Raw genomic sequence first — 24,401 nt, 5'->3', positions numbered from 1 at the left:
CCGGACCAGTCGCAGCAGCCGCAGCAGCCGCAGCCGCAGCAGCCGCCCCGCCAGGACGAGGGCACGATGATGCTGAACGCCGTCGGACCGCGGGCCGCCGGGCCGCAGCCGGGCGCACAGCCGCAGCCCCAGCCGCAACCGCAGGCACAGCCCCAGCCGCAGCCGCAGGCCCAGCAGCCGCAGCAGGCCCCCGCGCAGCCGCCGCAGCAGCCCGTCGCTCAGCCCCGGCAGCAGCCCGCGTACGCCGCCGCTCCCCCGCAGCCGCAGTTCTCCGGGGGCGGTTACGTCTCGCCCATACCCGTGCGGCAGGCGCACCTCGGGCACGCGCTGGCCTCGGAGTGGACGAAGATCAAGTCGGTCCGCTCCACCGTGTGGACGCTCAGCGTGATGATCGTCCTCGTGCTCGGCATCGGAGCCGGCGCCGCCCTCATCGTCTCCGCCGCCGGCACCAGCCTGGGCGGCGAGTCACCGCTCGGCCTGGGCATGCCCGGCATGCTGCTCGGCCTGATGTGCGTGATCACGCTGGGCGTGCTGTGCGTCTCCTCCGAGTACGGCACCGGCATGATCCGTACGACGCTGACCGCCTGCCCCAGCCGGGCGCGGGTGCTCGCCGCGAAGGCGATCGTCTTCTTCCTGCTGTCCTTCGTGGTCACCGCCGTCACCACGACACTGGTCGCGCTGCTCGAGACCGGCGTGCTCAGCGGCCAGGGCGGCGCCACGCCGAGCGGCTCGGAGTGGTTCAAGGCGACGGTCGGCGTGAGCCTCTACGTCGCGATGCTCGGCCTGCTCGCGCTGTCCGTCGGCGCGCTGCTCCGGCACTCGGCGGGCGCCATCACCATCATGATCGGCCTGGTGCTGCTGCCGCTGGTGCTGGCGCTGTTCATGATGGCGGAGAGCCTGCGGGACCTGCGGCAGTTCCTGTTCGAGTACTCCATCCCCAGCCAGCTCGGCGTGATGTACAGCAACGCCGTCGCCGCGACCGGCCCCTCGGGCTGGGAACCGCTGTGGATCATGACAGGGCTGACGGCCGTAGTCCTCGGCGGCGCCTTCGTCGCGCTGCACCAGCGGGACGTCTAGGCAGCGGGACGCCTGAGCAGCGGAACGTCCGAGCAGCCGGACGTCCGGAGACCGCAGGACGTCCGGAAAGCGCCGTGTCCGGGGTCAGTATCTGGGCGCGTTACGGGACCGCTGGAGCCGGGCGCTCCGGCGGTCCCGCGCGTTCCAGCACGCCTTGTGCCAGTGCCGCCGGTCGTCGCCGTCGCTGTACTGCGGCCAGGCGACCACGTGCGGCACGCCGGGCGGGATCTCCTGGTCACAGCCCGGGCAGCGGTAGTGCTTGGCCGCCGCGCCGCCGCCGATCTGCCGTACGTACCACTCCTCGCCGCGCCACTCCTCCGTACGCTCCAGGCCGTAGCGCGCGACACCCACGCGATCCGAGGGGTTCTCACCGCCGCGCGGACGGTTTCGACGGGGGGACACTGGGCACCTCGGGACTTCTCGGGGGAGTAACGGGCTGTCACCAGCCTACGACGACCGGCCGGGGTCCCGGACCCTCCGTCGCAATGCTGCGATCATCAGGAAACTCCGTCGGGAGCCGTGCCTTTGGCACGTGTCAGCCGTTGTTGCCTGTAAGGGGGATGTCGCGTCGGCTGCGAGGAGGCAGAAGAGCGATGCGCGTTGGGGCTTTCATTCTGGCCGCCCAGTTTCCGGGACAGGGCGAGGGGGAGACACTGCACCGGGCCATGCGGTCCGCCGAGGTGGCCGAGGAGGCCGGGCTCGACGAGGTCTGGGTGGCCGAGCACCATTTCGTGCCGTACGGCATCTGTCCGTCGGCGGTGACCCTGGCAGCACAGCTGCTGGGGCGTACGCACCGCATCGGAGTCGGCACGGCCGTGAGCGTCCTGCCGACCGCGCACCCGGTCGCGGTCGGTGAGCAGGCGGCGCTGCTGCATCTGACGTCCGGCGGGCGGTTCACGCTCGGTGTCGGGCGGGGCGGGCCGTGGGTCGACCTGGAGGTCTTCGGGTGCGGCCTTGCGGCGTACGAGGAAGGGTTCCCGGAGTCGCTGGACCTGCTGCTGCGCTGGCTGCGCGAGCCGCGCGTCGGGGCGGCCGGTGCGCGGTTCGCCTTCCGGGACGTGGCGGTGGTGCCGCGACCCGCCGAGGAGCCGGCCGGGCGGGACGGCCCCCCGGTGGTCGTGGCCTGCACTTCTCCCCGCTCGGTGCGGCTGGCGGCCGAGCGCGGCCTGCCGATGCTGCTGGGCATGCACTCGGGGGACGAGGAAAGGGCCGAGATGGTCGCCTGCTGGCGGCGTACGGCGCTGGCCGCGGGGCGGGATCCGGACGAGGTCGCGGCGGCCGGGCACATCTCGGCGGGCGTGGTGCAGATCGCCGACTCCCGGCAGGACGCCAGGGAGACGCTGCTGAAGTCGATGCCCGGCTGGCTGCGCCAGGGACTCTCGGCCCATGTCACGGTCGACGGCCGGCGCCGCGCCATGCGGGACCCGCTGGCCTACACCGAGCTGCTCTGCGGCCTGCACCCGGTCGGGACGCCGGAGGACTGTGCGGACCGGCTCGCCGCGAGGGCGGAGCGGACCGGCATCAGGCGCCACGCGCTGCTGGTCGAGGGTTCCGGCGACCTCGCCGTGACGGAGGAGAACATCCGCCGGCTGGGCAAAGAGGTCCTGCCGATGCTGTCCTGAGTACCGATGCTGTCCTGAGTACCGCTGCCGTCCTGAGTACCACTGGGCCGATGCTCCGGGCGAGAGGACCCCGGGGGCTGGGGGGTCCGAAGAGAGCCTTCATGTGCCCGATGGGCGGTCCGCCTGCCGGCGAGGCCGGAGAGCCTCGCCGGCGGACCGTTGCGGATGCCGCCGCTCACGTGCTGACGCCTCTCCGGCGTCACATCCCATGCACGCGGCAGCGGCAACTCCCATCAGCAGTCGCGCAGTTCGGGTGACTGGTTCAGCAGCTGGCCACGCACGGAGGTGAAACGGGCCAGGCGGTCGTCCGCCGACGGGTCGAGCGGGAAGACCGCGACCCGGTGACAGTTCTGGAACGCCAGTCGCACGCCGAAGTGGCGTTCGAGCGACCCGCGTATCGCGTCACTCGCCAGTGCTCGCAGCAGTTGGCCGCGCGCCTGCTCGTCGGGCGGCGGGGTCAGGTTGTCGGCGAACTCTCCGCCGTCCACCTTCAGCCGGGCCACCAGCGAGCTGATCATCTCCCATGCATAGGGCAGAGAGGTCCGGACGCAGTCGACAAATGCGGCTTCGTCGACCTCGCCTCGCTCGGCCTGTTCGAGGAGGGCCGGTGAGACGTCGAGCGACATGAGGTTCTCCTCTCGCGGCTCCATAAGGGGCGGAGCCTCAGGGACAGTACGAGGGACCGCCACGCAGCGTGTCCGCGTCACGACCCCCCGCGTCAACGGTATTCCGCCTTTCTTGCCCGCACCAGGAGATTGCGCACACAACCGGCCACGCGAGCCCGTCGGGGCTGCGGTGGTTTCCCCCGCAACGTCGCCCCGCGCGCGCTCGCGCCGTCGTACGGGTACACCGCGTACGCCCCTGGGCGAATCGCGTGGACCACCCGGCGTCGAGTAGCGTGGCGCACCATGCGTCTCGTCATCGCCCGTTGCTCCGTGGACTACGCCGGCCGGCTCACCGCCCACCTGCCCTCCGCTCCCCGTCTGATCCTGGTCAAGGCAGACGGCAGCGTCTCCATCCACGCTGACGACAGGGCCTACAAACCGCTCAACTGGATGTCCCCGCCGTGCACCCTCAAGGGCGGCGACGGCGACGTGTGGACCGTGGAGAACAAGGGCGGCGAGAAGCTCATCATCACGATGGAGGAGATCATGCACGACTCCTCCCACGAGCTCGGCGTGGACCCGGGTCTCATCAAGGACGGCGTGGAGGCGCACCTCCAGGAGCTGCTCGCCGACCGGATCGACACGCTCGGCGAGGGGTACTCCCTGATTCGGCGTGAATACCCCACCGCGATCGGCCCGGTGGACATCCTGTGCCGGGACGCGGACGGTGCGACGGTCGCCGTGGAGATCAAGCGGCGCGGCGAGATCGACGGCGTCGAGCAGCTCACCCGCTACCTCGAACTCCTCAACCGTGACCCGCACCTGGCGCCGGTGAAGGGCGTGTTCGCGGCCCAGGAGATCAAGCCGCAGGCCCGGGTGCTGGCCACCGACCGCGGCATCGGCTGCGTCGTCCTGGACTACGACGCGCTGCGCGGCATCGAGGACGACAAGCTGCGGCTGTTCTAAGGCCCCCGGCCGCCTCGTACGTACGCGCCGGCCCGCCCGCGAGAGGTTCCGCGGGCGGGCCGCTGCTACATGTACGGCGGTACGGGCCGGTCAGGCGGTCGGCTCAGCCGAGTCGGACGCGGTCCCGGAGGCGGAGCCGCTGCCCGGTCCGCCGCTCATCGGGCTGCTCGCGGACGGGCCGCTCTCGGACTGCGAGGGGGACTCCGAGGTGCCGGACGTCGGCTCCGGCGTGGTCGGCTCCTCCGTCGGCGTGGTCGGGTCCTCCGTCGGCTCGGTGGGCTTGGCCGTCGGCGTCGTGGGCTTGCTCGTCGGCGGCTTCCCGGTCGGGCCGGTCGGCTTGCCGGAGGGCGTCGTCGGCTTGCCCGTGGAGTCCGTCGGCCGGTCGCTCGGCTGCGTCGAGCCGGGGCTGCCGGGCTTCGCGCTGGTGGCCGGGTCGCCGGGGCGGGCGCTGCCGGACGTGGCGGGCGCACCGGTCCGCGCGCCCGTACTGCTGTCCCAGGCGCCCGGGCCGCCGGTCGCGCCGTGGCTCGGCTCGTCGGCGGTCAGGCCGCCGCTGTCCTTGCTCTCCTCGGCGGACTGGCCGGACTTCACCTTGTTCGCCGGGGCGTCGCCGCCGGAGGTGGCGCCGAGCGTGACGATCGTGCCCAGTACGGCGGCCAGCAGCGCGCCCGCGCCGGCCGCGACCATGTTGCGGCGCGCGCCGGTGAACACCGCTGCCCGCTTCTTCTTCGCGCCCGCCGGGCCCGCCGCGGCCTTCACCGCGGGGCTCACCACGGTCGCCGCGGTCTCGTCCACGCGCGGCACCGGCGTGGTGACGGCGGTCGGCGAGCCGGGCGGCGAGGCGGACTCGTCGGTCCCCGTGTGCGGGAGTTCCTCGCCGGCCGCCGCCACGGCGGCCGCGGTGATCTCCGGGGACACCGGGACGCCGGTGCGGTCGGCGACCAGCGCGAGGGCGCGCCGCCCCGCGACGGCGCCGCGCCGGTCGGCGAGCGCGCCGCGCAGCCCGATGGACGCCTCCAGCTCGGCGCGTGCCTTGTCCAGGTTGCCCAGGCAGAGCGCGAGGACACCCAACTCGTGGTGGAAGTACGCCTCTTCGCCGACCTCGCCGGCGATCCTGGCGGCCTCCTGGCCGTGCCGGAGGCTGCGCTCCCAGGCGTTCCACTGCAGCGCTGCGGCGAACGCGGGGGCGGCCGTACGGGCGAGCAGTACGGCGGCGCTGGCGTGCCCGGACTCCCGGCTCGCGGTGAGCCGGGCCATCACGGCGAGCAGCGCGTCGGCTTCGGCGGCCGCCCGCTCGGGGGCGACCGAGTGGTGCCCGGCCCACCAGGAGTAGTGCTGGGCCGCCGCGTGGGCGCGGCCGGCCGCGCCCTCCGCGTACCCGGCGGCGGTGAGCTGGTCCAGTACGGTCGCCGCGAGGCGGTAGTGGGTGCCGGCCGGGCTGATCAGCCCGCAGGCCAGCAGGTCGCCCAGGGCGGCGTCCGCGCGGGGATCCTTGAAGAGCGCGGGCAGGTGGGTGGGGTGCGGGAGGTCGCCGCCGAGGGCGACGGCCAGCCGCAGCGCGTCCTGCGCGGCCGGCGCGAGCCGCTCCGCGATCATCGCGGCGAAGGAAGCGGCCTGGGGGATGCCGGGCAGCGGCGGCTGCGCCCCGGCCGCGTCACCGGTCCCGTCCGTACCCTCGGACTCAACGCCGTCCGGGACGCCGTCGCCCTCCGCGCTGTCCCCCGCCGCGCCATCGCTCTCCGCGCTGTCCCCCGCAGCGCCATCGCCCGCCGTTGCGTTCCCCGCCGCGTCCGCGCTCCGCCGGTCGCGCTGCCGCAGCACCGCGCCGGCCTGCAGGAAGCGCAGCGGCAGCCCCTCGGACTCGAACCACAGGTCGCCCGCCCAGGCGGCCTCCTCGTCGGTCAGCGGCCGGCCCGCGGCGCGCTCCAGCAGCTCCTGGCAGGCGGCGCGGCCGAGGCCGGCGACGAAGACCTCTTCGATGTGCGAGGCGGCCGAGGGCGCGGGCACGTCGGGTGTGGCCGAGAGCAGGAACGCGCACTCGGGCGTGGCGCCCAGCAGCTCCTCCAGCGCCGCGCCGCCGAACTCCAGGTCGTCCACGACCACCACGGCGCCGACGCCGGCCAGTGCGGCGAGCAGCTCGGGGCGGCCCGGGCGGTAGCTCGGCGCCCGGTACACGGCGGCGAACAGGTCGTACATCAGGTCGGTGGCCGTGCGGCGGTACCCGGAGAGCCGGACGACGCCGTCGGGCGCCAGGCCGGCGCAACCGGTGGCGACCGCGTCCAGCAGCCGGGTGCGGCCCGCGCCGGAGGGGCCGGTGAGGCGTACGGAGCGGCCGCGGGTGAGCAGCCGGGTCAGCCGCTCGGTCTCCTCCTGGCGCTCCAGCAGCGGGAGCCGGTCCACGGGGTGGCCGAGGCCGCCGGGCGGCACCGGCGGGGCGCTCGTCGCGCGGGCCCGCTCGGCGCGCTCCTTGGGCGAGTGCTTCTGCGGCGTGCCCGGCTCCTCGCCCGGCGGCGTCGGCTCGATCTCGCTGCCGTCGACGGGATTGACGGTGAGCAGATAGTCGCCGGTGACCAGCCGGGCGGTACGGGCCGGGCCGTCCGGCGGCACGAACTGCGGACTGCCGGCGCCGGACGGCAGCGGGTCGGCAGGGTGGTCCTGCGCGCTGTGCTCCTCCGGCCGCCGGCCGTTGTGCGGATCCATGGACTCAAGCCCCCCAGATGCGTGGCGTGCCGACTGCTCTTCCGGCCGTCCGCACTCCCCGACCGGGCCGGGGCGGGTGGCCCCGGCCGCCGCTTCTGGCCCGGTGTCCGCCGCGGCCGCTCGGGGCGCGACGAGAACCGAACATTAAGCCTGCGGACAGTATCTACGATGCGCCGGGGTCCTGCTCTGCCCGCTACGTCACGGATTCGTGAGGATCAAGCCGTATGTACCGCTTACGCCTCTCAGTTACCGGCGGCCGCGCGGCCACTCGCAGGTCACGCGAGCCTCAGACGCGCGGCAGCGACTCCGCTTCGAGGCCGCCCTCAATGGCCAGAATGCGGTGCAACCGTGTGGCCACCAGCAGGCGCTGCATCTGGGGCGGCACCCCGCGCAGCACGAGCCGGCGGTTCACCCGGCCCGCGCGGCGGTGCGCTCCCATGATCACGCCGAGTCCGGTGGCGTCCCAGGAATCCAGCTCGGTCAGGTCCAGCACGAGATCGCCGCAACCGGAGTCGACGGCGGTGTGCAGGGCCGTACGGGCGTCCGCCGCGCTGCGGACGTCGAGGCGGCCCCCGACGACCAGCTCGGCGTGGTCGCCCTTGATGTGCATATGCGCTCCCCGTGGTGATGCGAAATGTTTTTGCGTCTACAGAACTGACTGCCTCTCACACGACGAAGTTGCCGCCTGTAAGCGAACCGATACCGAAATCACTCCCAGGAGTGACGCCTGAACGGGTGTGCCGCGGCCCGGTTCCTCAGTGCTCGTAGAATCCCTGCCCGCTCTTGCGGCCGATATCTCCGGCGTCCACCATGCGGCGCATGAGCTCCGGCGGCGCGAACTTCTCGTCCTGCGATTCGGTGTAGATGTTCTCGGTGGCGTGCAGGAGGATGTCGACGCCCGTGAGGTCGGCGGTGGCCAGGGGGCCCATCGCGTGACCGAAGCCCAGCTTGCAGGCGGTGTCGATGTCCTCGGCGGTGGCCACGCCCGACTCGTACAGCTTGGCGGCCTCGACGACCAGCGCGGAGATCAGGCGGGTGGTGACGAAACCGGCCACATCGCGATTGACGACGATGCAGGTCTTGCCGACCGACTCGGCGAACTCCCGCGCGGTGGCGAGGGTTTCGTCGCTGGTCTTGTAACCGCGCACCAGCTCGCACAGCTGCATCATCGGCACCGGCGAGAAGAAGTGCGTGCCCACGACCCGCTCGGGGCGTTCGGTGGCCGCCGCGATCTTGGTGATCGGGATGGCGGAGGTGTTGGAGGCCAGCACCGCCTCGTCCCGGACCAGCTTGTCCAGCGTCTGGAAGATCTCCCGCTTGACCTCGATCTTCTCGAAGACGGCCTCGACGACGATGTCGGCGTCGGCCGCCGCTTCGAGGTCGGTGCTGGTGGTGATGCGGGCCAGCGCCTGCTCGGCGGCGGCCGCGTCCAGCTTGCCCTTGGCGACGAACTTCTCGTACGACGCCTCGATGCCGGCCTTGCCGCGGGCCAGCGCGCCGTCGGTGACGTCCCGGAGGGTCACGTCCCAGCCCGCCTGGGCGGAGACCTGCGCGATGCCGGAACCCATGAGTCCGGCCCCGATGACGGCGAGCTTCTTTGCCACTGAATGACCCCTCACACCCTGTGCACTTCACGATGTCTTCCGAGCGACGTTAGCGCTCGTTCGCCGTCGTTTGGAGGGATAGAGATGCGCGTCACGTCTCACATGACGGACATCACACCGGACTACCCCCCGGCCGTCAGCTCATGGGACGCACGGCGTAATTGAGGACCCGTTCGCTCAGCAGCTCCTCGATCTCGTCCAGCAGCACGAGCGCCTCGCGGGAGACCTCGGCAGGCTTGCGCCCGGCGGCCATCTCGCGGCCGATGGTGCCCATGAGCGTGGCGTGCACCCAGTTGAGCTGGCCCGCGATCAGTGCCGGCATCGGGTCGTCGTCCGCGGTGCCGCTCTCCTCCCCCAGGGTCCGCTCCAGGTGCTCCAGCTGTTCCTGCTGGAGGTACCACAGCCGGGCCTTGAGCGACGCCGCCCCATGGATGACCCGCATGAACTGCTCGTACCCCTCGAACAGTCCGACCCGCGGCGAGACCGCCTCCACCTCGGCGCGCAGCTCGCGCAGGACGGCGCCGGCGGCCGACTCCCCCACGTCCCGGGCGCGCACCCACCGCGAGAGCCGGTCCACGAGCTCCTCGCCGCGGTCGAGGAAGAGATCCTCCTTGGCCGGGAAGTAGTTGTAGACCGTATTGACGGAGACCTCGGCGGCCTCGGCGATCTCGGCGATCGTCACCGCGTCGAAACCGCGCTCCACGAACAGCCCGGTGGCCACATCCGACAGCTGCTGCCTGGTCTGCCGCTTCTTGCGCGCCCTCAGTCCCTCGGCCATGAAGGGATCCTAAGGCCCACCTTGCACCGCCTTAAAAATTAGGGTCAATGCAAAGTCTCACTGACGCGCGCTGCCCGCCGTGACGGTCGGCACACGTGTCTTCCGCAGGGCGGGCGCGTCACTACGCTGACGCCATGGTCAATCTGACGCGCATCTACACCCGTACCGGCGACCAGGGCACCACCGCCCTCGGCGACATGAGCCGGACCGCCAAGACCGATCTGCGGATCGCGGCCTACGCCGACGCCAACGAGGCGAACGCCGTCATCGGCAGCGCCATCGCCCTCGGCGACCTCCCCGAGGAGGTCGTCAAGGTCCTCGTCCGCGTCCAGAACGACCTCTTCGACGTGGGTGCCGACCTGTCGACGCCGGTCGTTGCGAACCCGGAGTTCCCGCCGCTGCGCGTGGAGCAGAGCTACATCGACAAGCTGGAGGCGGACTGCGACCGCTTCCTGGAGCGGCTGGAGAAGCTGCGCAGCTTCATCCTGCCCGGCGGCACGCCCGGCGCGGCGCTGCTGCACCAGGCGTGCACGGTGGTGCGCCGCGCCGAGCGGTCCACCTGGGCGGCCCTGGAGGTGCACGGCGAGACCATGAACACGCTCACCGCCACCTACCTGAACCGCCTCTCCGACCTGCTGTTCATCCTCGCGCGCACCGCCAACAAGGAGCTCGGCGACGTGCTGTGGGTGCCCGGCGGGGAGCGCTGATCAGGGCTTGGTCAGGGTTCGGGGCCGCTCCCCCGCGGCGGCCTCGGAACCGTCCCGCTTCGGCTTCTTGGGCCAGATCGTGTACGTGAGGGCGATCAGCCCGTGGATGCCCACGATGCGGGCCACGGTGGCCTGCCAGGACCGCAGGGACGCGGTGTCGCCGTCGCCCACGTACCAGATCGCGGCCTGCAGCAGCCCGGCCGCGACCACGCCCATCACCACCGTCCGCAGCCACAGCTTCCACTCGTGGACCGCCCGTGCCCGGCCGTAGCCCGCGCCCGGCGGCTTCGGCCCGCCTCCGAAGCGGTGCGCGACATGCGCGTCCGCCCACCGGATCGTGTAGTGGCCGTAGCCGACCGTGAAGCCGATGTAGACCGCGGCCAGCCCGTGTTTCCAGTCCGCCTGCGCACCGTTGCGCAGGTCCAGCACCGTCACGACGAGCAGGACCAGCTCCAGCAGCGGCTCCATCAGCAGGACGGCGGCCCCGGTGCGCGGCATCCGCGCCAGGTAGCGCAGCGCCAGCCCCACGGCCAGCAGCACCCAGAATCCGACCTCACACAGCACGACCAGCGTCACGATCACGGCGCGCTCCCTTCGCTCCCCTCCAGCCTCGCCGCCGCGCACGCGCCTTTCGTCGTCGCGCATGACGATCCCGTACTGCATCCTTCGATGTACCCGGCGCCGGCGGCGGATCGTCGCCGATGGGGAGGTCCGGGGCGCGGCGGCGTTGTTGGATGGCCGGGTGAGCCCCTTCAGCGCCCCCGCCCGCCCGCACCGCGACGACGTCCTCATCGCGGCGTCCGGCCTGCTCGGCGGCGTCCTGCTGTGGTTCCTCGGACTGCACGGCGGCCCGCCGCTGTTCGGCCTGCCCGCGCGGCTCGCGCTGCTCGCCCTCGCCGCGATGGCCGGCGCCGAGCTGCTGCGCCGCACCGCCCCCGGTGCCGCGCTGGCCGTCGCCGTCCCGGCCCTCGCCCTGGACGTACTCACCGGCACGGTGATCGCCACCGTCCTGATGTTCACCGACGTGGTCTACGCGGCCGTCATGTACGGCTCCCCGGCCACGGCCCGCCGCGTCCCGCGCGCCTGCGTGCTGGCCACCGTCCTCGCCACGCTGCTGCCCGTCGCCCTGCTCCGCGACCCGCAGGCGCTGCTCATCGGCGTCGCCGTGGGCGTCGGCACGATCGGCCCGGCCTGGACCGCGGTCATCATCCGCAACCACCGCGAGGCCGCCCGGGCCGCCCGGCTGCGCGCCGAGCAGACCGCCCTGCTGGCCGAGCTGGACCGCCGCGAGGCGGTACTCGCCGAACGCGCCCGGATGGCCCGCGAGCTGCACGACATGGTCGCGAACCACCTCTCCGCCATCGCCCTGCACGCCACCGCCGCGCAGGCCGTCGACGAGCCCGCCGCCACCCGGGAAGCGCTCGGCGTCATCCGCGAGAACAGCGTGCAGGGCCTGGCCGAGATGCGCCGCCTCATCGGCCTCCTGCGTGGCGCCGGCGGCCAGGAGACCTCCGCCGCCACGCCCCGCCTCGACGCCCTGGACGCCCTCCTGGAGCGGGCCCGCGGCCACGGCGCCGGCAGCGGGCTCACCTTCACGCTCACGGACGACCGCCCGCCCGGCGGCCCGGCGCTCGCCGCGCCGGTGGAGCTCGCCGCGTACCGCATCGTCCAGGAGTCCGTGACCAACGCGCTCAAGCACGCGGTACCGGGTGAGGTGACGATCCGCCTCGCCCGCGACGGCGCCGCCCTGGCCGTCACCGTCACCAGCCCCTACGGCCGCCGCCCCGGCCCGCGCGCGCCCGGCTCCGGCTCCGGCCTGGTCGGCATGGGCGAGCGGGCCGCCCTGCTGCACGGCACGTTCGACGCGGCGCCCGACGGCGACGTGTGGCGGGTACGGGCAACACTGCCCGCGGACGAGAAGGAGCACCCCCGATGACCGACCGCACCGATCCCACCCGCAGCACCCACACCCCCGGCCAGCCGATCCGGGTGCTGGTGGCCGAGGACCAGTCGGCCGTCCGTGCGGGCCTGGTCCTCATCCTGCGCTCGGCGCCCGACATCGAGGTGGCGGGCGAGGCGGCCGACGGCGAGGAGGCGGTACGGCTGGCCGCCGCGCTCCGCCCCGACCTGGTGCTCATGGACGTACAGATGCCCCGGCTCGACGGCGTCTCGGCCACCCGGGAGATCACCGGGCGGGGACTGGCCGACGTACTGGTGCTGACCACCTTCGACCTGGACGAGTACGTCTTCGGGGCGCTGCGCGCGGGCGCTGCCGGGTTCCTGCTCAAGACCAGCGACGCGGCGACGCTGCTGGCGGCGGTCCGTACGGTGGCGGCCGGGGAGGGGATCATCGCGCCCGCCGTCACCCGGCGGCTGATCGCCGAATTCGCCGCGCCGCGCCCGGCCGCCCCGGCGCCGGACACCGCGGCGCTCGACGTGCTCACGCCCCGGGAGCGCGAGGTACTGGGCTGTCTCGGGGAAGGGCTGTCCAACGCGGACATCGCGGGGCGCCTGGACATGGCGGAGGCCACGGTCAAGACGCACGTCAGCCGGCTGCTGAACAAGCTGGAGCTGCGCAGCCGGGTACAGGCCGCCGTGCTCGCCCGGGAACTGGGCCTCGGCGCGGCCCGCCGCGAGGGCCCTTAGACCGTTAGACCGTCCCGGACGGCACCCCCGACACCCCCGGCCCCCGGCAGCCCCCCGGAAAACACAAAACCCGGACAGTCGTCAGGCCACGTTGACCCTCTGTCCGGGTGGTGCCGCTTCCAGCCACGCCAGGAAGCCCGTGAGCGCGTCCTCGCTCATCGCCAGCTCCAGGCGCGTTCCGCGATGCCGGCAGGCGAGGACGATGGAGTCGGAGAGCAGGGCGAGCTCTTCCTCGCCCTCCGGGCTGCGCCGCTCCAGTACCTCGATGGAGGCCCGCTCCAGGACGCGCCGTGGACGTGGCGCATAGGAGAAGACCCGGAACCACTCGATGCGGTCGCCGTTGTACCGGGCCACACCGTAGATCCAGCCTTTGCCGCTGGGCTCGCCGTCCGCCGCCGTGACGGCCGCCGCGGCGGGCACGTCCCAGCGCAGACTGCAGTCGAACGTGCCGCCGGACCGCTGGATCAGCCGCCGCCGCAGTCCGAAGACGAAGAGCCCCAGTAGTACCAGGACGACGACCGCGGCGCTCACACACAGAGCGAGGACCATCTCCACCGACCTCCTCGCCTCGTATTCGGGAAACGCACCTGCATCGGCTCAGCCGCGGACCGCTCTGGAGGATTCCAGCGCAGCCCGCGGCTGAGGGTAAAGCTCGTCTGTGACAGGGTTCAGTGAACGCCTGCCACCGCACGCAGCCGGACATCGGCGCGGCGCTCGGCGGCCGCGTCGGCCTCCGACTTCGCCCGCTCCAAGGCCCGCTCCGCGCGCTGGACATCGATCTCGTCCGACAGCTCGGCGATCTCCGCGAGCAGAGAAAGCTTGTTGTCGGCGAACGAGATGAAGCCGCCGTGCACCGCGGCGACGACCGTGCCGTCCCCGCCTTCGCCGGTCGTACGAATCGTCACCGGACCGGACTCCAGCACGCCGAGCAGCGGCTGGTGACCGGGCATGACGCCGATGTCGCCCGACGAGGTGCGCGCGACGACCAGGCTGGCCTCGCCGGACCAGACCTGACGGTCCGCGGCGACCAACTCGACGTGCAGCTCAGCCACGATGGCTCCTCGGGTCTCCACCTGCCGGGTACAGCAGATGTCGGGTCAAATACTAGTGGGCGTCGGGCCCGGGGGCGGCCACGGCCGCCCCCGGATCCGGAAGCCGGGGTCAGGAGACGCCCAGCTCCTTGGCGTTGGCCTTGAGGTCCTCAATGCCACCGCACATGAAGAACGCCTGCTCGGGGAAGTGGTCGTAGTCACCGTCGGCGATGGCGTTGAACGCGGTGATGGACTCGTCCAGCGTCACGTCCGAGCCGTCGACACCGGTGAACTGCTTCGCCACGTGGGTGTTCTGCGACAGGAAGCGCTCGATACGACGGGCACGGTGGACGGTGAGCTTGTCCTCCTCGCCCAGTTCGTCGATACCGAGGATCGCGATGATGTCCTGCAGGTCCTTGTACTTCTGCAGGATCGTCTTCACGCGCATCGCGCAGTCGTAGTGCTCCTGCGTGATGTACCGCGGGTCCAGGATGCGGGACGTCGAGTCCAGCGGGTCCACCGCCGGGTAGATGCCCTTCTCCGAGATCGGACGCGACAGAACGGTCGTCGCGTCCAGGTGCGCGAAGGTGGTCGCCGGCGCCGGGTCGGTCAGGTCGTCCGCGGGGACGTAGATCGCCTGCATCGAGGTGATCGAGTGACCACGGGTCGAGGTGATGCGCTCCTGCAGGAGGCCCATCTCGTCCGCCAGGTTCGGCTGGTAACCCACCGCGGAGGGCATGCGGCCCAGCAGGGTGGACACCTCGGAACCCGCCTGGGTGTACCGGAAGATGTTGTCGATGAAGAAGAGGACGTCCTGCTTCTGGACGTCACGGAAGTACTCCGCCATCGTCAGACCGGCCAGCGCGACCCGCAGACGGGTGCCCGGGGGCTCGTCCATCTGGCCGAAGACCAGCGCGGTCTTGTCGATGACGCCGGACTCGGTCATCTCCTCGATGAGGTCGTTGCCCTCACGGGTACGCTCACCGACGCCCGCGAACACCGACACACCGTCGTGGTTGTTGGCGACGCGGTAGATCATTTCCTGGATCAGCACGGTCTTGCCGACACCGGCACCACCGAACAGACCGATCTTGCCGCCCTTGACGTACGGGGTCAGCAGGTCGATGACCTTGACGCCGGTCTCGAACATCTCGGTCTTGGACTCGAGCTGGTCGAAGCTCGGGGCCTTGCGGTGGATCGCCCAGCGCTCGGTGACCTCGGAAGCCGCCTCCGGCTTGTTGAGGATCTCGCCGAGGGTGTTGAACACCTTGCCCTTGGTGACGTCGCCGACGGGGACGGTGATGCCCTCGCCCTTGTCGGTCACCGCGGCCTGGCGGACCAGACCGTCGGTGGGCTGCATCGAGATCGCGCGGACCAGGCCGTCGCCCAGGTGCTGGGCGACCTCGAGGGTCAGCGTCTTGCGGACACCGGCCTCGGCCGGGTCGTCGACCTCGACGGTCAGCGCATTGTAGATCTCCGGCATCGCGTCGACGGGGAACTCCACGTCGACGACCGGGCCGATGACCCGGGCGACGCGGCCCGTGGCGGCGGCCGTCTCAACAGTGGTCGTCATTACTTGTCACTCCCCGCGGTCGCGTCGGCCAGGGCGCTGGCGCCACCGACGATCTCGCTGATTTCCTGGGTGATTTCGGCCTGTCGGGCCGCATTGGCAAGCCGCGAGAGCGACTTGATGAGCTCTTCCGCGTTGTCGGTCGCCGACTTCATCGCACGCCGGGTGGCGGCGTGCTTGGAGGCGGCGGCCTGCAGCAGCGCGTTGTAGATGCGCGACTCGACGTACCGCGGCAGCAGGGCGTCCAGGACGTCCTCCGCCGACGGCTCGAAGTCGAACAGCGGCAGCAGCTCGGTCTTGGCCTGCTCTTCCTCGTCCGCCGAAGCGTCGAGGCTGAGCGGCAGCAGCCGGTCGTCGACCGGCGTCTGCGTCATCATCGACACGAACTCGGTGAAGACGATGTGGAGCTCGTCCACGCCGCCCTCGGCCGTGTCCCGCTGTACGGCCTCGATGAGAGGCGCCGCGACCGCCTTGGCGTCCGCGTACGTCGGGCTGTCGGTGAAGCCGGTCCACGAATCCACGACCTTGCGCTCGCGGAAGGCGTAGTACGACACACCCTTGCGGCCGACGATGTAGGCGTCGACCTCCTTGCCCTCGCCCTTGAGCCGCTCGGTGAGCTGCTCGGCGGCCTTGATGGCGTTGGAGGAGTAGCCGCCCGCGAGGCCGCGGTCGCTCGTGATGAGCAGGATCGCGGCCCGGGTCGGGTTCTCCACCTCGGTCGTCAGGGCGTGGTTGGTGTTCGAGCCGGTCGCAACCGCCGTCACCGCGCGGGTCAGTTCACTCGCGTACGGCGTCGATGCCGCCACCTGGCGCTGCGCCTTGACGATGCGCGAGGCGGCGATCATCTCCATCGCCTTGGTGATCTTCTTGGTCGCGGTGACGGAGCGGATGCGACGCTTGTAGACCCGGAGCTTGGCTCCCATGGATCAGGTCCCTTCCGTCGTCACTTGCCGGCGCCCGGAGCGTCCTCACCGAGCAGCTTGCCGTCCGAGGTCTCGAACTGCTGCTTGAAGGTGGAGACCGAGTCGGTCAGGGCCTGGATGGTGTCGTCGGACATCTTCCCGCCCTCGACGATGCCGGTGAGCAGTTCCTTCTTCTCGCGGCCCATCCAGTCCAGCAGCTCGCGCTCGAAGCGGCGGATGTCCTCCACCGGGACGTCGTCCATCTTGCCGGTGGTACCGGCCCAGATGGAGACGACCTGCTCCTCGACGGGCATCGGCTGGTACTGGCCCTGCTTGAGCAGCTCGGTCATGCGCTGACCGCGGGCCAGCTGCGCCTTGGAGGCCGCGTCCAGGTCGGAACCGAAGGCGGCGAACGCCTCCAGCTCACGGAACTGGGCGAGGTCCACACGCAGTCGGCCGGAGACCTGCTTCATGGCCTTGTGCTGGGCGGAGCCACCGACTCGGGAGACCGAGATACCGACGTTCAGCGCCGGGCGCTGGCCCGCGTTGAACAGGTCGGACTCCAGGAAGCACTGGCCGTCGGTGATGGAGATGACGTTGGTCGGAATGAACGCCGACACGTCGTTCGCCTTGGTCTCGACGATCGGCAGACCGGTCATCGAGCCGGCGCCCATGTCGTCCGACAGCTTCGCGCAGCGCTCCAGCAGACGCGAGTGCAGGTAGAAGACGTCGCCCGGGTAGGCCTCACGGCCCGGCGGACGGCGCAGCAGCAGCGAGACGGCGCGGTAGGCGTCGGCCTGCTTCGACAGGTCGTCGAAGATGATCAGGACGTGCTTGCCCTGGTACATCCAGTGCTGGCCGATGGCGCTGCCGGTGTAGGGCGCGAGGTACTTGAAGCCCGCCGGGTCGGACGCCGGAGCCGCGACGATCGTCGTGTACTCCAGGGCGCCGGCCTCCTCCAGGGCGCCGCGCACGGACGCGATGGTGGAGCCCTTCTGGCCGACCGCGACGTAGATGCAGCGGACCTGCTTCTTCGGGTCGCCCGAGCGCCAGTTGTCGCGCTGGTTGATGATGGTGTCGACGGCCAGCGCGGTCTTGCCGGTCTGGCGGTCGCCGATGATCAGCTGACGCTGACCGCGGCCGATCGGCACCATCGAGTCGACGGCCTTGTAGCCGGTCTGCATCGGCTCGTGCACCGACTTACGGACCATGACGCCCGGAGCCTGCAGCTCCAGGGCGCGGCGGCCCTCGGACTCGATCTCGCCGAGGCCGTCGATCGGGTTGCCCAGCGGGTCGACGACGCGGCCGAGGTAGCCCTCGCCCACGGCGACCGAGAGCACCTCACCGGTGCGCTGCACCGGCTGGCCCTCCTCGATACCGCTGAACTCACCGAGGACGACCGCACCGATCTCGCGCTCTTCGAGGTTCAGCGCGAGGCCGAGGGTGCCGTCCTCGAACTTCAGCAGTTCGTTCGCCATCGCCGAGGGAAGTCCCTCGACCTTCGCGATGCCGTCACCGGCCTCGCTGACCGTCCCGACCTCCTCGCGCGAGGCCGCGTCCGGCTTGTACGCCTGGACAAAGTTCTCCAGCGCGTCCCGGATCTCCTCCGGCCGGATCGTGAGCTCCGCCATCTGGGTTCCCTGCTCTCCTTGTTGGGCCCGAAGTCTTGTTGCGGGGCATGGGCTCCCCCGCCGCAGGCAGAGGGCGGGTTCGCCCCCTGTTGCTGTTCCCTGCGTTACGGCCCAACTCGGGCCGCTGCTCATGCTGTTGAGTTGGTTGGCTGCCTCAGCCGGCCATCCGCCGGGACGCCTCTTCCAGGCGCTCGGAGATGGTCCCGTTGATGACCTCGTCACCGATGCGCACCTGCACGCCGCCGAGGACCTCGGGGTCCACGTCGAGGTTCAGGTGGACCTGCCGGCCGTACAGCGAGGTGAGCGCAGCGCCCAGGCGCTGCTTCTGCGTCTCGCTGATCGGCACCGCGGAGGTGACCACCGCGACCAGCCGGTCCCGGCGGTGCGCGGCGAGCCTGGACAGGGAGTCCAGCCCTGCCTCCAGGCTACGGCCCCGCGGCTGTGCGACGAGTCGGACCACCAGCCGCTCGGTGACCGCGTTGGCGCGGCCGCCCAGCAGCGAGCGGATCAGCTCGGCCTTGGCCGCGTTGTCCGCCCGGCGGTCGACCAGTGCGGAGCGCAGCTCGGGCGAGGAGGAGACGATCCGGCCGAACCGGAACAGCTCGTCCTCCACGTCGTCGAGCGCACCGGACCGCTGTGCGGCGACGAGGTCGGCGCTGTACGCCAGCTCCTCGATGCCGTCCACCAGGTCGCGCGACTGCGACCAGCGGGAGCGGACCATGCCGGAGACCAGATCGACGGTCTCGCCGCCGACCTGGCCGCCCAGCAGGCGCCCGGCCAGCTCGGCCTTGGCCTCGCCGGCCTGCGCCGGGTCGGTGAGGACCCGACGCAGCGACACCTCGCGGTCGAGCAGCGCGGTGACGGCAGCCAGCTCCTCGGCGAGCTTCGCCGCGTCGACGGTCGCGTTGTCCGTCAGCGCGTCGAGACGCTCGCGTGCGGAGGCCAGTGCCTCGCGGCTCGCTCCATTCATCGGCCGGCCTCGGCCTTCGCCGTGTCGGTCGCCGCCTTCGTCTCGAGCTCGTCGAGGAAGCGGTCGATCGTGCGGCTCTGCCGGGCGTGGTCCTCGAGGGACTCACCGACGAGCTTGCCGGCCAGGTCGGTGGCGAGCTTGCCCACGTCCTGACGCAGCGTCTGCGCGGCCTGCTTCCGGTCAGCCTCGATCTGGGCGTGACCGGCGGCGATGATCTCCTCACGCTGCCGCTGGCCTTCCGCGCGCATCTCGGCGATGAGCGCGGCGCCCTGCTCCTGCGCCTCCTGGCGCAGACGCGCGGCCTCGTGGCGGGCGTCGGCGAGCTGGGCCCGGTAGTCCTCGAGGACCTGCTGAGCCTCGGCCTGCGCGGCCTCCGCCTTCTCCATGCCGCCTTCGATCGCCGCACGGCGCTCGTCCAGAACCTTGTTGATGTTCGGAAGAAGCTTCTTGGCGAGGAAGCCGAAAACGATGAAGAAGGCGATCAGGCCGATGATGAGCTCTGGGATCGGCGGCACGAGCGGGTTCTCGGGAACCTCGACCTCGCTCGCCAGGATCAGGGCGTTCACATCAATGCCTTCCGTCTAAAGGGTTCGTCGATGCGCTCGGTTTACTTGTAAACGAAGCCCATGACGATGCCGATGAGGGCGAGCGCCTCACAGAAGGCGAAACCCATGATCTGGTTGGTGCGGATCAGGCCGGCGGCCTCGGGCTGGCGGGCCAGGGCCTGGGTGCCGTTACCGAAGATGATGCCGACGCCGACGCCGGGGCCGATCGCGGCGAGGCCGTAGCCGATGGCGGCGACGTTGCCGGACACGGTGTCGGTGGCGGCGAGGTTGACCATGTCGAGAGCAGCGGACATGCCGTTACTTCCTTCTCTTGCACGGACCGGTGGGGGTTGGCCACCGGACGTCTGGTGGTTATCGGGGAGGCGGGGTGCTCAGTGGTGCTCGGCGAGCGCGCCCTGGACGTAGTTGCAGGCCAGCAGCACGAACACGTACGCCTGGACGGCCTGGATGAACAGCTCGAAGGCGGTCATCAGAATGGTCATGACGAACGAGGCACCGGCGTAGACGACGCCGACACCGTTCAGCAGGTACCAGCTGGCGATCGTGAACATCACGATCAGCATGTGGCCCGCGAACATGTTCGCGAACAGTCGGACCGCGTGCGTGAACGGCCGGATGATCAGGTTCGAGACGAACTCCAGCACGACGATCAGCGGCAGAACCCAGCCGAGCGACTTGTCGAAGCCGGTGATGTTCTTCCAGCCGCCGACGAACCCGTGCTTCTTGAAGGTGAGGCTCACCCACAGCAGCCAGACCACGATGGCCAGGCCCGCGGGGAAGGCGATGACCGACGTCACCGGGAACTGGGCGACCGGAATGATCGACCACAGGTTCATGATCCACACGAAGAAGAACAGCGCGACCATGAAGGGGACGTACTTCTCGCCCTCCTTCTTGCCGAGCGCGTCGTAAACGAGCCCGCGGCGCACGAAGTCGTAACCCGCTTCGCCGATCATCTGGAGCTTGCCCGGCACGACCTTCGCCCGGCCGAATGCGGCCCAGAAGAACCACACGACGACGACCGTGCTCAGCAGAGCCAGCAGCATCGGCTTGTTGAAGTTGAAGCTGCCGATCGAGAAGAGCGGGTCGAAGACGAACGAGTGCAGGCCGGGAGCCTCGAAGCCACACCCTGGAATGAAGAGGTGACACTCGGTATTAAAGGCGAGCGTATTCATGTCAGCACTCACCGCGAGCTCCTTCAGCGTGGCGCATAGGTACGGCAACCTCGTTGTGTCGGCGCGGCGTTGATCCGCGGAACGGCACTGGACTGGTCTTACGGATTTGGGGGCGGCACATCGGCACTGGGCCGGTTCGTATCACAGGCGGGGGCCGCAGGAGTTGGTCGTCCTCCTGCCCCGGGGGACTCGGGAGCCGCGCCGCCTGCGCCAACTGTGCCGCAGATGGCACCGGACGATAGCAGGCTCTCGCGGCTGCGTTTATCCCGGCCCTACGTCTCACGTCGTGGACCCCGCCGTTTCCGCGCGCTTCGCTTCGGCGGCGTCGGGGTCGACGTAGAGAATCTTCGCCTTCATGTACCCGCGGGCCTGTGCGCCGATCCACACGAGGGTGGCGGCGAGCAGCGAGAACGCGAAGGTCTTGGTGTCGAAAAGGGCCGTGTCCTTGAACGCCATCAGGAAGACCGCGACGATCAGGATCTGTACCGCGTACAGCAGCAGCCCCATCATCTGGAACAGCGAAGGGTATTTCTTCGCGGTCTGCTGCAGGACGACGAGGCTGACACCCATCACGAAGAGCACCAGCACCACACCGACCGCGGCACCGGTCGCGCCCTTTCCGCCGGCCACCAGCGCACTGACGACGACGGCGAGGGCGCCGACGACGAGCGTGGGGACGAGGCAACGAAGAAACAGGCGAGCGTCATGTGACTGCATGGCGGCGCTCCGGCGGGGTGGGGGCAGGTGTGCTCGCGGACGAGCGTAGACCCGGCACGACGGCGAGATGACGAGCCGTGTGGCCCGTCCGACTCGGGACTTACGGCTCTATCACCGGGTCTCGTGAACGGTATCACAAACTATTTGATGAGGTCTTTACCTACTTCGTGTGCTACCTGTCACACGTGAGCAGTACCCCGCGCGTTGGTGCGCTGACGGCCGTCGTTTTGTGTGCTATGCGGCCGGAATGGTCGGATTTTCAGTGTGGCGAACATAATCTCGAAAAAAGCTGGGGCGATGCTGACGAGTTTCCGGAACCCGCGCTTCAGCGCCGGTTGTCGGCCCCGCGCCAGTCGGTGAACCGGGACCGGTCACCGATCGCGGTGGCCCCGTGGATCCCCGCCGGCACCGGCTCCCGCTGCTCCCCATCCGGCCCGGCCGCCGCACCGGACGGCCCGGCTTCCGGAGCCGCGCTCCACGCCGCGGCCGTGCCCGCCTGCCGCCGGTAGCGCGGCGGCACCATCCACTGCGCCCAGCGCGGCGCCCGCGGCCGGAACCGCGGCAGCAGCAGGAGACCGAGGCCCACCGCGCTCAGCGCGACGATGCCCAGGACGATCCAGACGCTCGCGTTGTTCACCGAGTACGCCACCGCGCCGAACGCGATCAGCCCCGACCAGAAGTACATGATCAGCACGGCCCGGCTGTGCGAGTGGCCGACCTCCAGCAGCCGGTGGTGCAGGTGGCCGCGGTCGGCCGTGAACGGCGACTGGCCGTTCCAGGTCCGCCGCACGATCGCCAGTACCAGGTCGGCGAAGGGCACCGCGATGATCGTCAGCGGCAGCAGCAGCGGGATGTAGACCGGCACCATCGTGTGCACGGCGGCCCGCTCCGAACCGGCGAACAGCTGCATCGCGTCCGGGTCCACCTGACCGGTGACCGAGATCGCGCCCGCCGCCAGCACCAGCCCGATCAGCATCGAGCCCGAGTCGCCCATGAAGATCCGCGCCGGGTGCATGTTGTGCGGCAGGAAGCCCAGGCACATGCCCATCAGGACCGCGGCGAAGAGCGAGGCGGGCGCCGCCGCCTCCAGGCCGTAGCCGTACCAGATGCGGTACGCGTACATGAAGAACGCGGCGGCCGCGATGCACACCATCCCGGAGGCGAGCCCGTCCAGGCCGTCGACGAAGTTCACCGCGTTGATGGTGATGACGACCAGCGCCACGGTGAGCAGCGTGCCCTGCATGGGGGTCAGCGAGACCGTGCCGATGCCGGGCACCGGGATCCACAGAATCGTCAGGCCCTGCAGGACCATCACGCCCGCGGCGATCATCTGGCCGCCGAGCTTGATGAGCGCGTCCACGCCCCACTTGTCGTCCAGGACGCCGAGGATCCAGATCAGCGCGGCGCCGGAGAGCAGCGCGCGCGGCTCGTTGGAGAACTCGAAGACGCTCTTGATGTTCGTCAGGTGGGCCGCGACCAGCAGACCCGCGCACAGGCCCCCGAACATCGCGATGCCGCCGAGCCGCGGCGTCGGTTCGCGGTGCACGTCGCGGGCGCGGATCTCCGGCATCGCGCCGGCCGCGATCGCGAATTTCCGTACCGGCCCGGTCAGCAGGTAAGTGACCGCGGCCGTGACGCACAGCGTCAGCAGGTATTCACGCACGGGCTGCCCCATTGGTATCGCTGGCCATCACAGCCACACACCATATGCGTGTCCGACCCCCAGCCGTGAATGTAGGTAAGGACGTTCCTCGCGCGGAAGTGGTTCCCGCATTCAGGCGTGCGGGGGATATGGCGGGAAGTTCCGGACCAGTTCCGTGGTCGCCGCACGGACCGCGCCGTCCTCCCGCAGGGCCGCTCCGATCAGCGCCCCGACACGTGCCATCTCGGCTTCCCCCATTCCCTGCGTGGAAACGGCCGCGGTGCCCAGCCGGATGCCGGTCCTGCGTACCGAGGCGTCCGCCGGGCAGGGCAGCGCACAGGTGTCCAGGACGATCCCGGCCGCGGCCAGCCGGCCGCGCGCCGTCCGCGCGTCCAGGCCCACCGGCGTGGTGTCGGCGGTGATCAGGTGGGTGTCGGTGCCCCCGGTCGTGACCGTCAGGCCCTCGCCCTCCAGCGCCTCGGCGAGCGCCCTGGCATTGGCCGTGACCCGGTGCGCGTACGCCGTGAACGCGGGCGTCGCGGCCTCCCCGAACGCCACCGCCTTCGCCGCCACCGTGTGCATCTGCGCGCCGCCCTGGGTGAACGGGAACACCGCACGGTCGATCCGCTCGGCCAGGTCGGCGCCGCACAGGATCATGCCGCCGCGCGGGCCGCGCAGGACCTTGTGGGTGGTCGCGCACACCACGTCCGCGTACGGGACCGGGTTCGGCGCCGCTCCCCCGGCCACCAGCCCGATCGGGTGCGCGGCGTCCGCGATGAGGTACGCGCCCACCTCGTCGGCGATCTCCCGGAAGGCCGCGTAGTCGATGTGGCGCGGATACGAGATCGAGCCGCAGACGATGGCCTTGGGGCGGCGCCGGATCGCCAGCTCCCGGATGCGGTCGTAGTCCAGCAGGCCGGTGTCCGGGTCCACGCCGTACCCGGCGAAGTCGAACCACCGCCCGGAGAAGTTCGCCGACGAGCCGTGCGTGAGGTGACCGCCGTGCGGCAGCGACATGGCCAGCACGCTGTCCCCGGGGCGCAGCAGGGCCGCGTAGGCGGCCAGTACGGCCGAAGAGCCGCTGTGGGACTGGACATTGGCGTGTTCGGCGCCGAAGAGGGCCTTGGCGCGCTCGATGGCCGTCCGCTCGGCGAAGTCCACCATCTCGCAGCCGCCGTGGTGGCGGGCGCCGGGATACCCCTCGGCGTACTTGTTGGCGAGCGGGGAGCCGAGCGCCGCCAGGACGGCCGGGGACGTGAAGTTCTCCGCCGCGATCAGCTGGAGGCCCGCCGCCTGCCGGGCGCTCTCGCCGAGCAGCGCGTCGGCGATCTGCGGGTCCTGGGCGCGCAGCTGCTCGAAGCCGGGTCCGCTCCAGGAGCCCGGCGAGCTCGCGGACGGCGGCCCGTCGCTCTGCTGCCGGGCCGGACGGGAGTGCGGGGTGGCGCTGCGGGTGGACGCGGGAGTCGCTGGCATCGCTCGCTCCGGGCCTCGT

25 protein-coding genes are annotated in these 24,401 nt (G+C 71.1%); 6 read left to right on the top strand and 19 right to left on the bottom strand.

Going from position 1 to position 24,401, the window contains the following annotated elements:
* Positions 1-294 precede the first annotated feature (294 nt).
* Positions 295-1,077 (top strand): ABC transporter permease, encoded by a 783-nt coding sequence (locus tag ACZ4MH_RS18580; protein WP_467754580.1) that lies wholly within the window; start codon positions 295-297, stop codon positions 1,075-1,077.
* 84 nt (positions 1,078-1,161) lie between these two features.
* On the opposite strand, the gene ACZ4MH_RS18575 is transcribed toward ACZ4MH_RS18580, so the two are convergent.
* On the bottom strand, positions 1,162-1,479 hold the full coding sequence (locus tag ACZ4MH_RS18575; protein WP_351598672.1) for an ATP/GTP-binding protein: 318 nt from the start codon (positions 1,477-1,479) through the stop codon (positions 1,162-1,164).
* A 191-nt stretch (positions 1,480-1,670) separates the two neighbouring features.
* Between ACZ4MH_RS18575 and ACZ4MH_RS18570 the strand changes: the two genes are divergently transcribed.
* Positions 1,671-2,699 carry an LLM class flavin-dependent oxidoreductase gene (locus ACZ4MH_RS18570; protein ID WP_351598670.1) on the top strand — a complete coding sequence of 343 codons (1,029 nt, stop codon included), beginning with the start codon at positions 1,671-1,673 and terminating at the stop codon, positions 2,697-2,699.
* A gap of 233 nt (positions 2,700-2,932) precedes the next feature.
* On the opposite strand, the gene ACZ4MH_RS18565 is transcribed toward ACZ4MH_RS18570, so the two are convergent.
* Positions 2,933-3,325 (bottom strand): SCO5389 family protein, encoded by a 393-nt coding sequence (locus ACZ4MH_RS18565; protein ID WP_030258482.1) that lies wholly within the window; start codon positions 3,323-3,325, stop codon positions 2,933-2,935.
* Between the two features lie 282 nt (positions 3,326-3,607).
* Between ACZ4MH_RS18565 and nucS the strand changes: the two genes are divergently transcribed.
* Positions 3,608-4,270 carry an endonuclease NucS gene (nucS, locus tag ACZ4MH_RS18560; RefSeq protein WP_030258485.1) on the top strand — a complete coding sequence of 221 codons (663 nt, stop codon included), beginning with the start codon at positions 3,608-3,610 and terminating at the stop codon, positions 4,268-4,270.
* A gap of 90 nt (positions 4,271-4,360) precedes the next feature.
* On the opposite strand, the gene ACZ4MH_RS18555 is transcribed toward nucS, so the two are convergent.
* From ACZ4MH_RS18555 to ACZ4MH_RS18540, 4 genes are all read right to left on the bottom strand, one after another.
* Positions 4,361-6,970 (bottom strand): ATP-binding protein, encoded by a 2,610-nt coding sequence (locus tag ACZ4MH_RS18555; protein ID WP_351598667.1) that lies wholly within the window; start codon positions 6,968-6,970, stop codon positions 4,361-4,363.
* A gap of 286 nt (positions 6,971-7,256) precedes the next feature.
* The gene (locus ACZ4MH_RS18550; RefSeq protein ID WP_031051797.1) at positions 7,257-7,580 is read right to left on the bottom strand and encodes an STAS domain-containing protein; all 324 of its coding nucleotides are present in this window, start codon (positions 7,578-7,580) and stop codon (positions 7,257-7,259) included.
* 145 nt (positions 7,581-7,725) lie between these two features.
* On the bottom strand, positions 7,726-8,574 hold the full coding sequence (locus tag ACZ4MH_RS18545) for a 3-hydroxyacyl-CoA dehydrogenase family protein (RefSeq protein ID WP_351598664.1): 849 nt from the start codon (positions 8,572-8,574) through the stop codon (positions 7,726-7,728).
* A gap of 136 nt (positions 8,575-8,710) precedes the next feature.
* Positions 8,711-9,352, bottom strand: coding sequence for a TetR/AcrR family transcriptional regulator (locus tag ACZ4MH_RS18540; protein WP_351598662.1), 642 nt, complete (start codon positions 9,350-9,352; stop codon positions 8,711-8,713).
* Between the two features lie 134 nt (positions 9,353-9,486).
* On the opposite strand from ACZ4MH_RS18540, the gene ACZ4MH_RS18535 reads away from it, so the two are divergent.
* Positions 9,487-10,059, top strand: coding sequence for a cob(I)yrinic acid a,c-diamide adenosyltransferase (locus ACZ4MH_RS18535; RefSeq protein WP_351598660.1), 573 nt, complete (start codon positions 9,487-9,489; stop codon positions 10,057-10,059).
* Here ACZ4MH_RS18535 and ACZ4MH_RS18530 read toward each other — a convergent pair whose 3' ends face one another.
* Positions 10,060-10,641 carry a hypothetical protein gene (locus ACZ4MH_RS18530; protein ID WP_351598686.1) on the bottom strand — a complete coding sequence of 194 codons (582 nt, stop codon included), beginning with the start codon at positions 10,639-10,641 and terminating at the stop codon, positions 10,060-10,062.
* Between the two features lie 160 nt (positions 10,642-10,801).
* Between ACZ4MH_RS18530 and ACZ4MH_RS18525 the strand changes: the two genes are divergently transcribed.
* The gene (locus ACZ4MH_RS18525; RefSeq protein ID WP_351598658.1) at positions 10,802-11,995 is read left to right on the top strand and encodes a sensor histidine kinase; all 1,194 of its coding nucleotides are present in this window, start codon (positions 10,802-10,804) and stop codon (positions 11,993-11,995) included.
* Positions 11,992-12,705: a response regulator transcription factor gene (locus ACZ4MH_RS18520; protein WP_351598656.1), complete on the top strand. Its 714-nt coding sequence runs from the start codon at positions 11,992-11,994 to the stop codon at positions 12,703-12,705. The genes ACZ4MH_RS18525 and ACZ4MH_RS18520 overlap by 4 nt, the downstream gene beginning before the upstream one ends.
* Before the next feature lie 81 nt (positions 12,706-12,786).
* Here ACZ4MH_RS18520 and ACZ4MH_RS18515 read toward each other — a convergent pair whose 3' ends face one another.
* The 12 genes from ACZ4MH_RS18515 to ACZ4MH_RS18460 form a co-directional block, all read right to left on the bottom strand.
* A complete protein-coding gene (locus tag ACZ4MH_RS18515) occupies positions 12,787-13,254 on the bottom strand; it encodes a DUF2550 domain-containing protein (RefSeq protein ID WP_351598654.1) in 468 nt (155 codons plus the stop codon).
* A gap of 119 nt (positions 13,255-13,373) precedes the next feature.
* Positions 13,374-13,757, bottom strand: coding sequence for a F0F1 ATP synthase subunit epsilon (locus tag ACZ4MH_RS18510; protein WP_223735126.1), 384 nt, complete (start codon positions 13,755-13,757; stop codon positions 13,374-13,376).
* A 109-nt stretch (positions 13,758-13,866) separates the two neighbouring features.
* Positions 13,867-15,309 (bottom strand): F0F1 ATP synthase subunit beta, encoded by a 1,443-nt coding sequence (gene atpD / locus ACZ4MH_RS18505; RefSeq protein WP_351598651.1) that lies wholly within the window; start codon positions 15,307-15,309, stop codon positions 13,867-13,869.
* Positions 15,309-16,229: a F0F1 ATP synthase subunit gamma gene (locus tag ACZ4MH_RS18500; protein WP_351598649.1), complete on the bottom strand. Its 921-nt coding sequence runs from the start codon at positions 16,227-16,229 to the stop codon at positions 15,309-15,311. The genes atpD and ACZ4MH_RS18500 overlap by 1 nt, the downstream gene beginning before the upstream one ends.
* A gap of 20 nt (positions 16,230-16,249) precedes the next feature.
* A complete protein-coding gene (gene atpA, locus ACZ4MH_RS18495) occupies positions 16,250-17,839 on the bottom strand; it encodes a F0F1 ATP synthase subunit alpha (protein WP_351598647.1) in 1,590 nt (529 codons plus the stop codon).
* Positions 17,840-17,993: 154 nt separating this feature from the next.
* Positions 17,994-18,809, bottom strand: a complete 816-nt coding sequence (locus ACZ4MH_RS18490) for a F0F1 ATP synthase subunit delta (protein ID WP_467754571.1) — start codon at positions 18,807-18,809, stop codon at positions 17,994-17,996.
* The gene (locus ACZ4MH_RS18485; RefSeq protein WP_351598244.1) at positions 18,806-19,375 is read right to left on the bottom strand and encodes a F0F1 ATP synthase subunit B; all 570 of its coding nucleotides are present in this window, start codon (positions 19,373-19,375) and stop codon (positions 18,806-18,808) included. The genes ACZ4MH_RS18490 and ACZ4MH_RS18485 overlap by 4 nt, the downstream gene beginning before the upstream one ends.
* A 41-nt stretch (positions 19,376-19,416) precedes the next feature.
* On the bottom strand, positions 19,417-19,668 hold the full coding sequence (gene atpE, locus ACZ4MH_RS18480) for an ATP synthase F0 subunit C (RefSeq protein WP_351598242.1): 252 nt from the start codon (positions 19,666-19,668) through the stop codon (positions 19,417-19,419).
* A 78-nt stretch (positions 19,669-19,746) separates the two neighbouring features.
* Positions 19,747-20,550, bottom strand: coding sequence for a F0F1 ATP synthase subunit A (gene atpB, locus ACZ4MH_RS18475; protein ID WP_351598255.1), 804 nt, complete (start codon positions 20,548-20,550; stop codon positions 19,747-19,749).
* A gap of 279 nt (positions 20,551-20,829) precedes the next feature.
* Positions 20,830-21,267 carry a hypothetical protein gene (locus ACZ4MH_RS18470; protein WP_351598239.1) on the bottom strand — a complete coding sequence of 146 codons (438 nt, stop codon included), beginning with the start codon at positions 21,265-21,267 and terminating at the stop codon, positions 20,830-20,832.
* A gap of 325 nt (positions 21,268-21,592) precedes the next feature.
* Positions 21,593-22,942 (bottom strand): MraY family glycosyltransferase, encoded by a 1,350-nt coding sequence (locus tag ACZ4MH_RS18465; protein ID WP_467754570.1) that lies wholly within the window; start codon positions 22,940-22,942, stop codon positions 21,593-21,595.
* Positions 22,943-23,041: 99 nt separating this feature from the next.
* Positions 23,042-24,382: a serine hydroxymethyltransferase gene (locus ACZ4MH_RS18460; protein WP_351598230.1), complete on the bottom strand. Its 1,341-nt coding sequence runs from the start codon at positions 24,380-24,382 to the stop codon at positions 23,042-23,044.
* Positions 24,383-24,401 lie beyond the last annotated feature (19 nt).

The sequence above is a fragment of the Streptomyces sp. NPDC026301 genome (assembly GCF_055567935.1).
Note: the sequence above shows the minus strand (reverse complement) of the source record. Positions and strands in the feature narration are given on the sequence as shown.

Coding starts and splice junctions, on each gene's coding strand:
- atpA (WP_351598647.1), bottom strand. CDS start 17,839: ATGGCGGAGCTCACGATCCGGCCGGAGGAGATCCGGGACGCGCTGGAG.
- ACZ4MH_RS18515 (WP_351598654.1), bottom strand. CDS start 13,254: ATGGTCCTCGCTCTGTGTGTGAGCGCCGCGGTCGTCGTCCTGGTACTA.
- atpD (WP_351598651.1), bottom strand. CDS start 15,309: ATGACGACCACTGTTGAGACGGCCGCCGCCACGGGCCGCGTCGCCCGG.
- ACZ4MH_RS18565 (WP_030258482.1), bottom strand. CDS start 3,325: ATGTCGCTCGACGTCTCACCGGCCCTCCTCGAACAGGCCGAGCGAGGC.
- nucS (WP_030258485.1), top strand. CDS start 3,608: ATGCGTCTCGTCATCGCCCGTTGCTCCGTGGACTACGCCGGCCGGCTC.
- ACZ4MH_RS18520 (WP_351598656.1), top strand. CDS start 11,992: ATGACCGACCGCACCGATCCCACCCGCAGCACCCACACCCCCGGCCAG.
- ACZ4MH_RS18465 (WP_467754570.1), bottom strand. CDS start 22,942: ATGGGGCAGCCCGTGCGTGAATACCTGCTGACGCTGTGCGTCACGGCC.
- ACZ4MH_RS18570 (WP_351598670.1), top strand. CDS start 1,671: ATGCGCGTTGGGGCTTTCATTCTGGCCGCCCAGTTTCCGGGACAGGGC.
- atpE (WP_351598242.1), bottom strand. CDS start 19,668: ATGTCCGCTGCTCTCGACATGGTCAACCTCGCCGCCACCGACACCGTG.
- ACZ4MH_RS18500 (WP_351598649.1), bottom strand. CDS start 16,229: ATGGGAGCCAAGCTCCGGGTCTACAAGCGTCGCATCCGCTCCGTCACC.
- atpB (WP_351598255.1), bottom strand. CDS start 20,550: ATGAATACGCTCGCCTTTAATACCGAGTGTCACCTCTTCATTCCAGGG.
- ACZ4MH_RS18470 (WP_351598239.1), bottom strand. CDS start 21,267: ATGCAGTCACATGACGCTCGCCTGTTTCTTCGTTGCCTCGTCCCCACG.
- ACZ4MH_RS18540 (WP_351598662.1), bottom strand. CDS start 9,352: ATGGCCGAGGGACTGAGGGCGCGCAAGAAGCGGCAGACCAGGCAGCAG.
- ACZ4MH_RS18535 (WP_351598660.1), top strand. CDS start 9,487: ATGGTCAATCTGACGCGCATCTACACCCGTACCGGCGACCAGGGCACC.
- ACZ4MH_RS18550 (WP_031051797.1), bottom strand. CDS start 7,580: ATGCACATCAAGGGCGACCACGCCGAGCTGGTCGTCGGGGGCCGCCTC.
- ACZ4MH_RS18555 (WP_351598667.1), bottom strand. CDS start 6,970: ATGGATCCGCACAACGGCCGGCGGCCGGAGGAGCACAGCGCGCAGGAC.
- ACZ4MH_RS18490 (WP_467754571.1), bottom strand. CDS start 18,809: ATGAATGGAGCGAGCCGCGAGGCACTGGCCTCCGCACGCGAGCGTCTC.
- ACZ4MH_RS18460 (WP_351598230.1), bottom strand. CDS start 24,382: ATGCCAGCGACTCCCGCGTCCACCCGCAGCGCCACCCCGCACTCCCGT.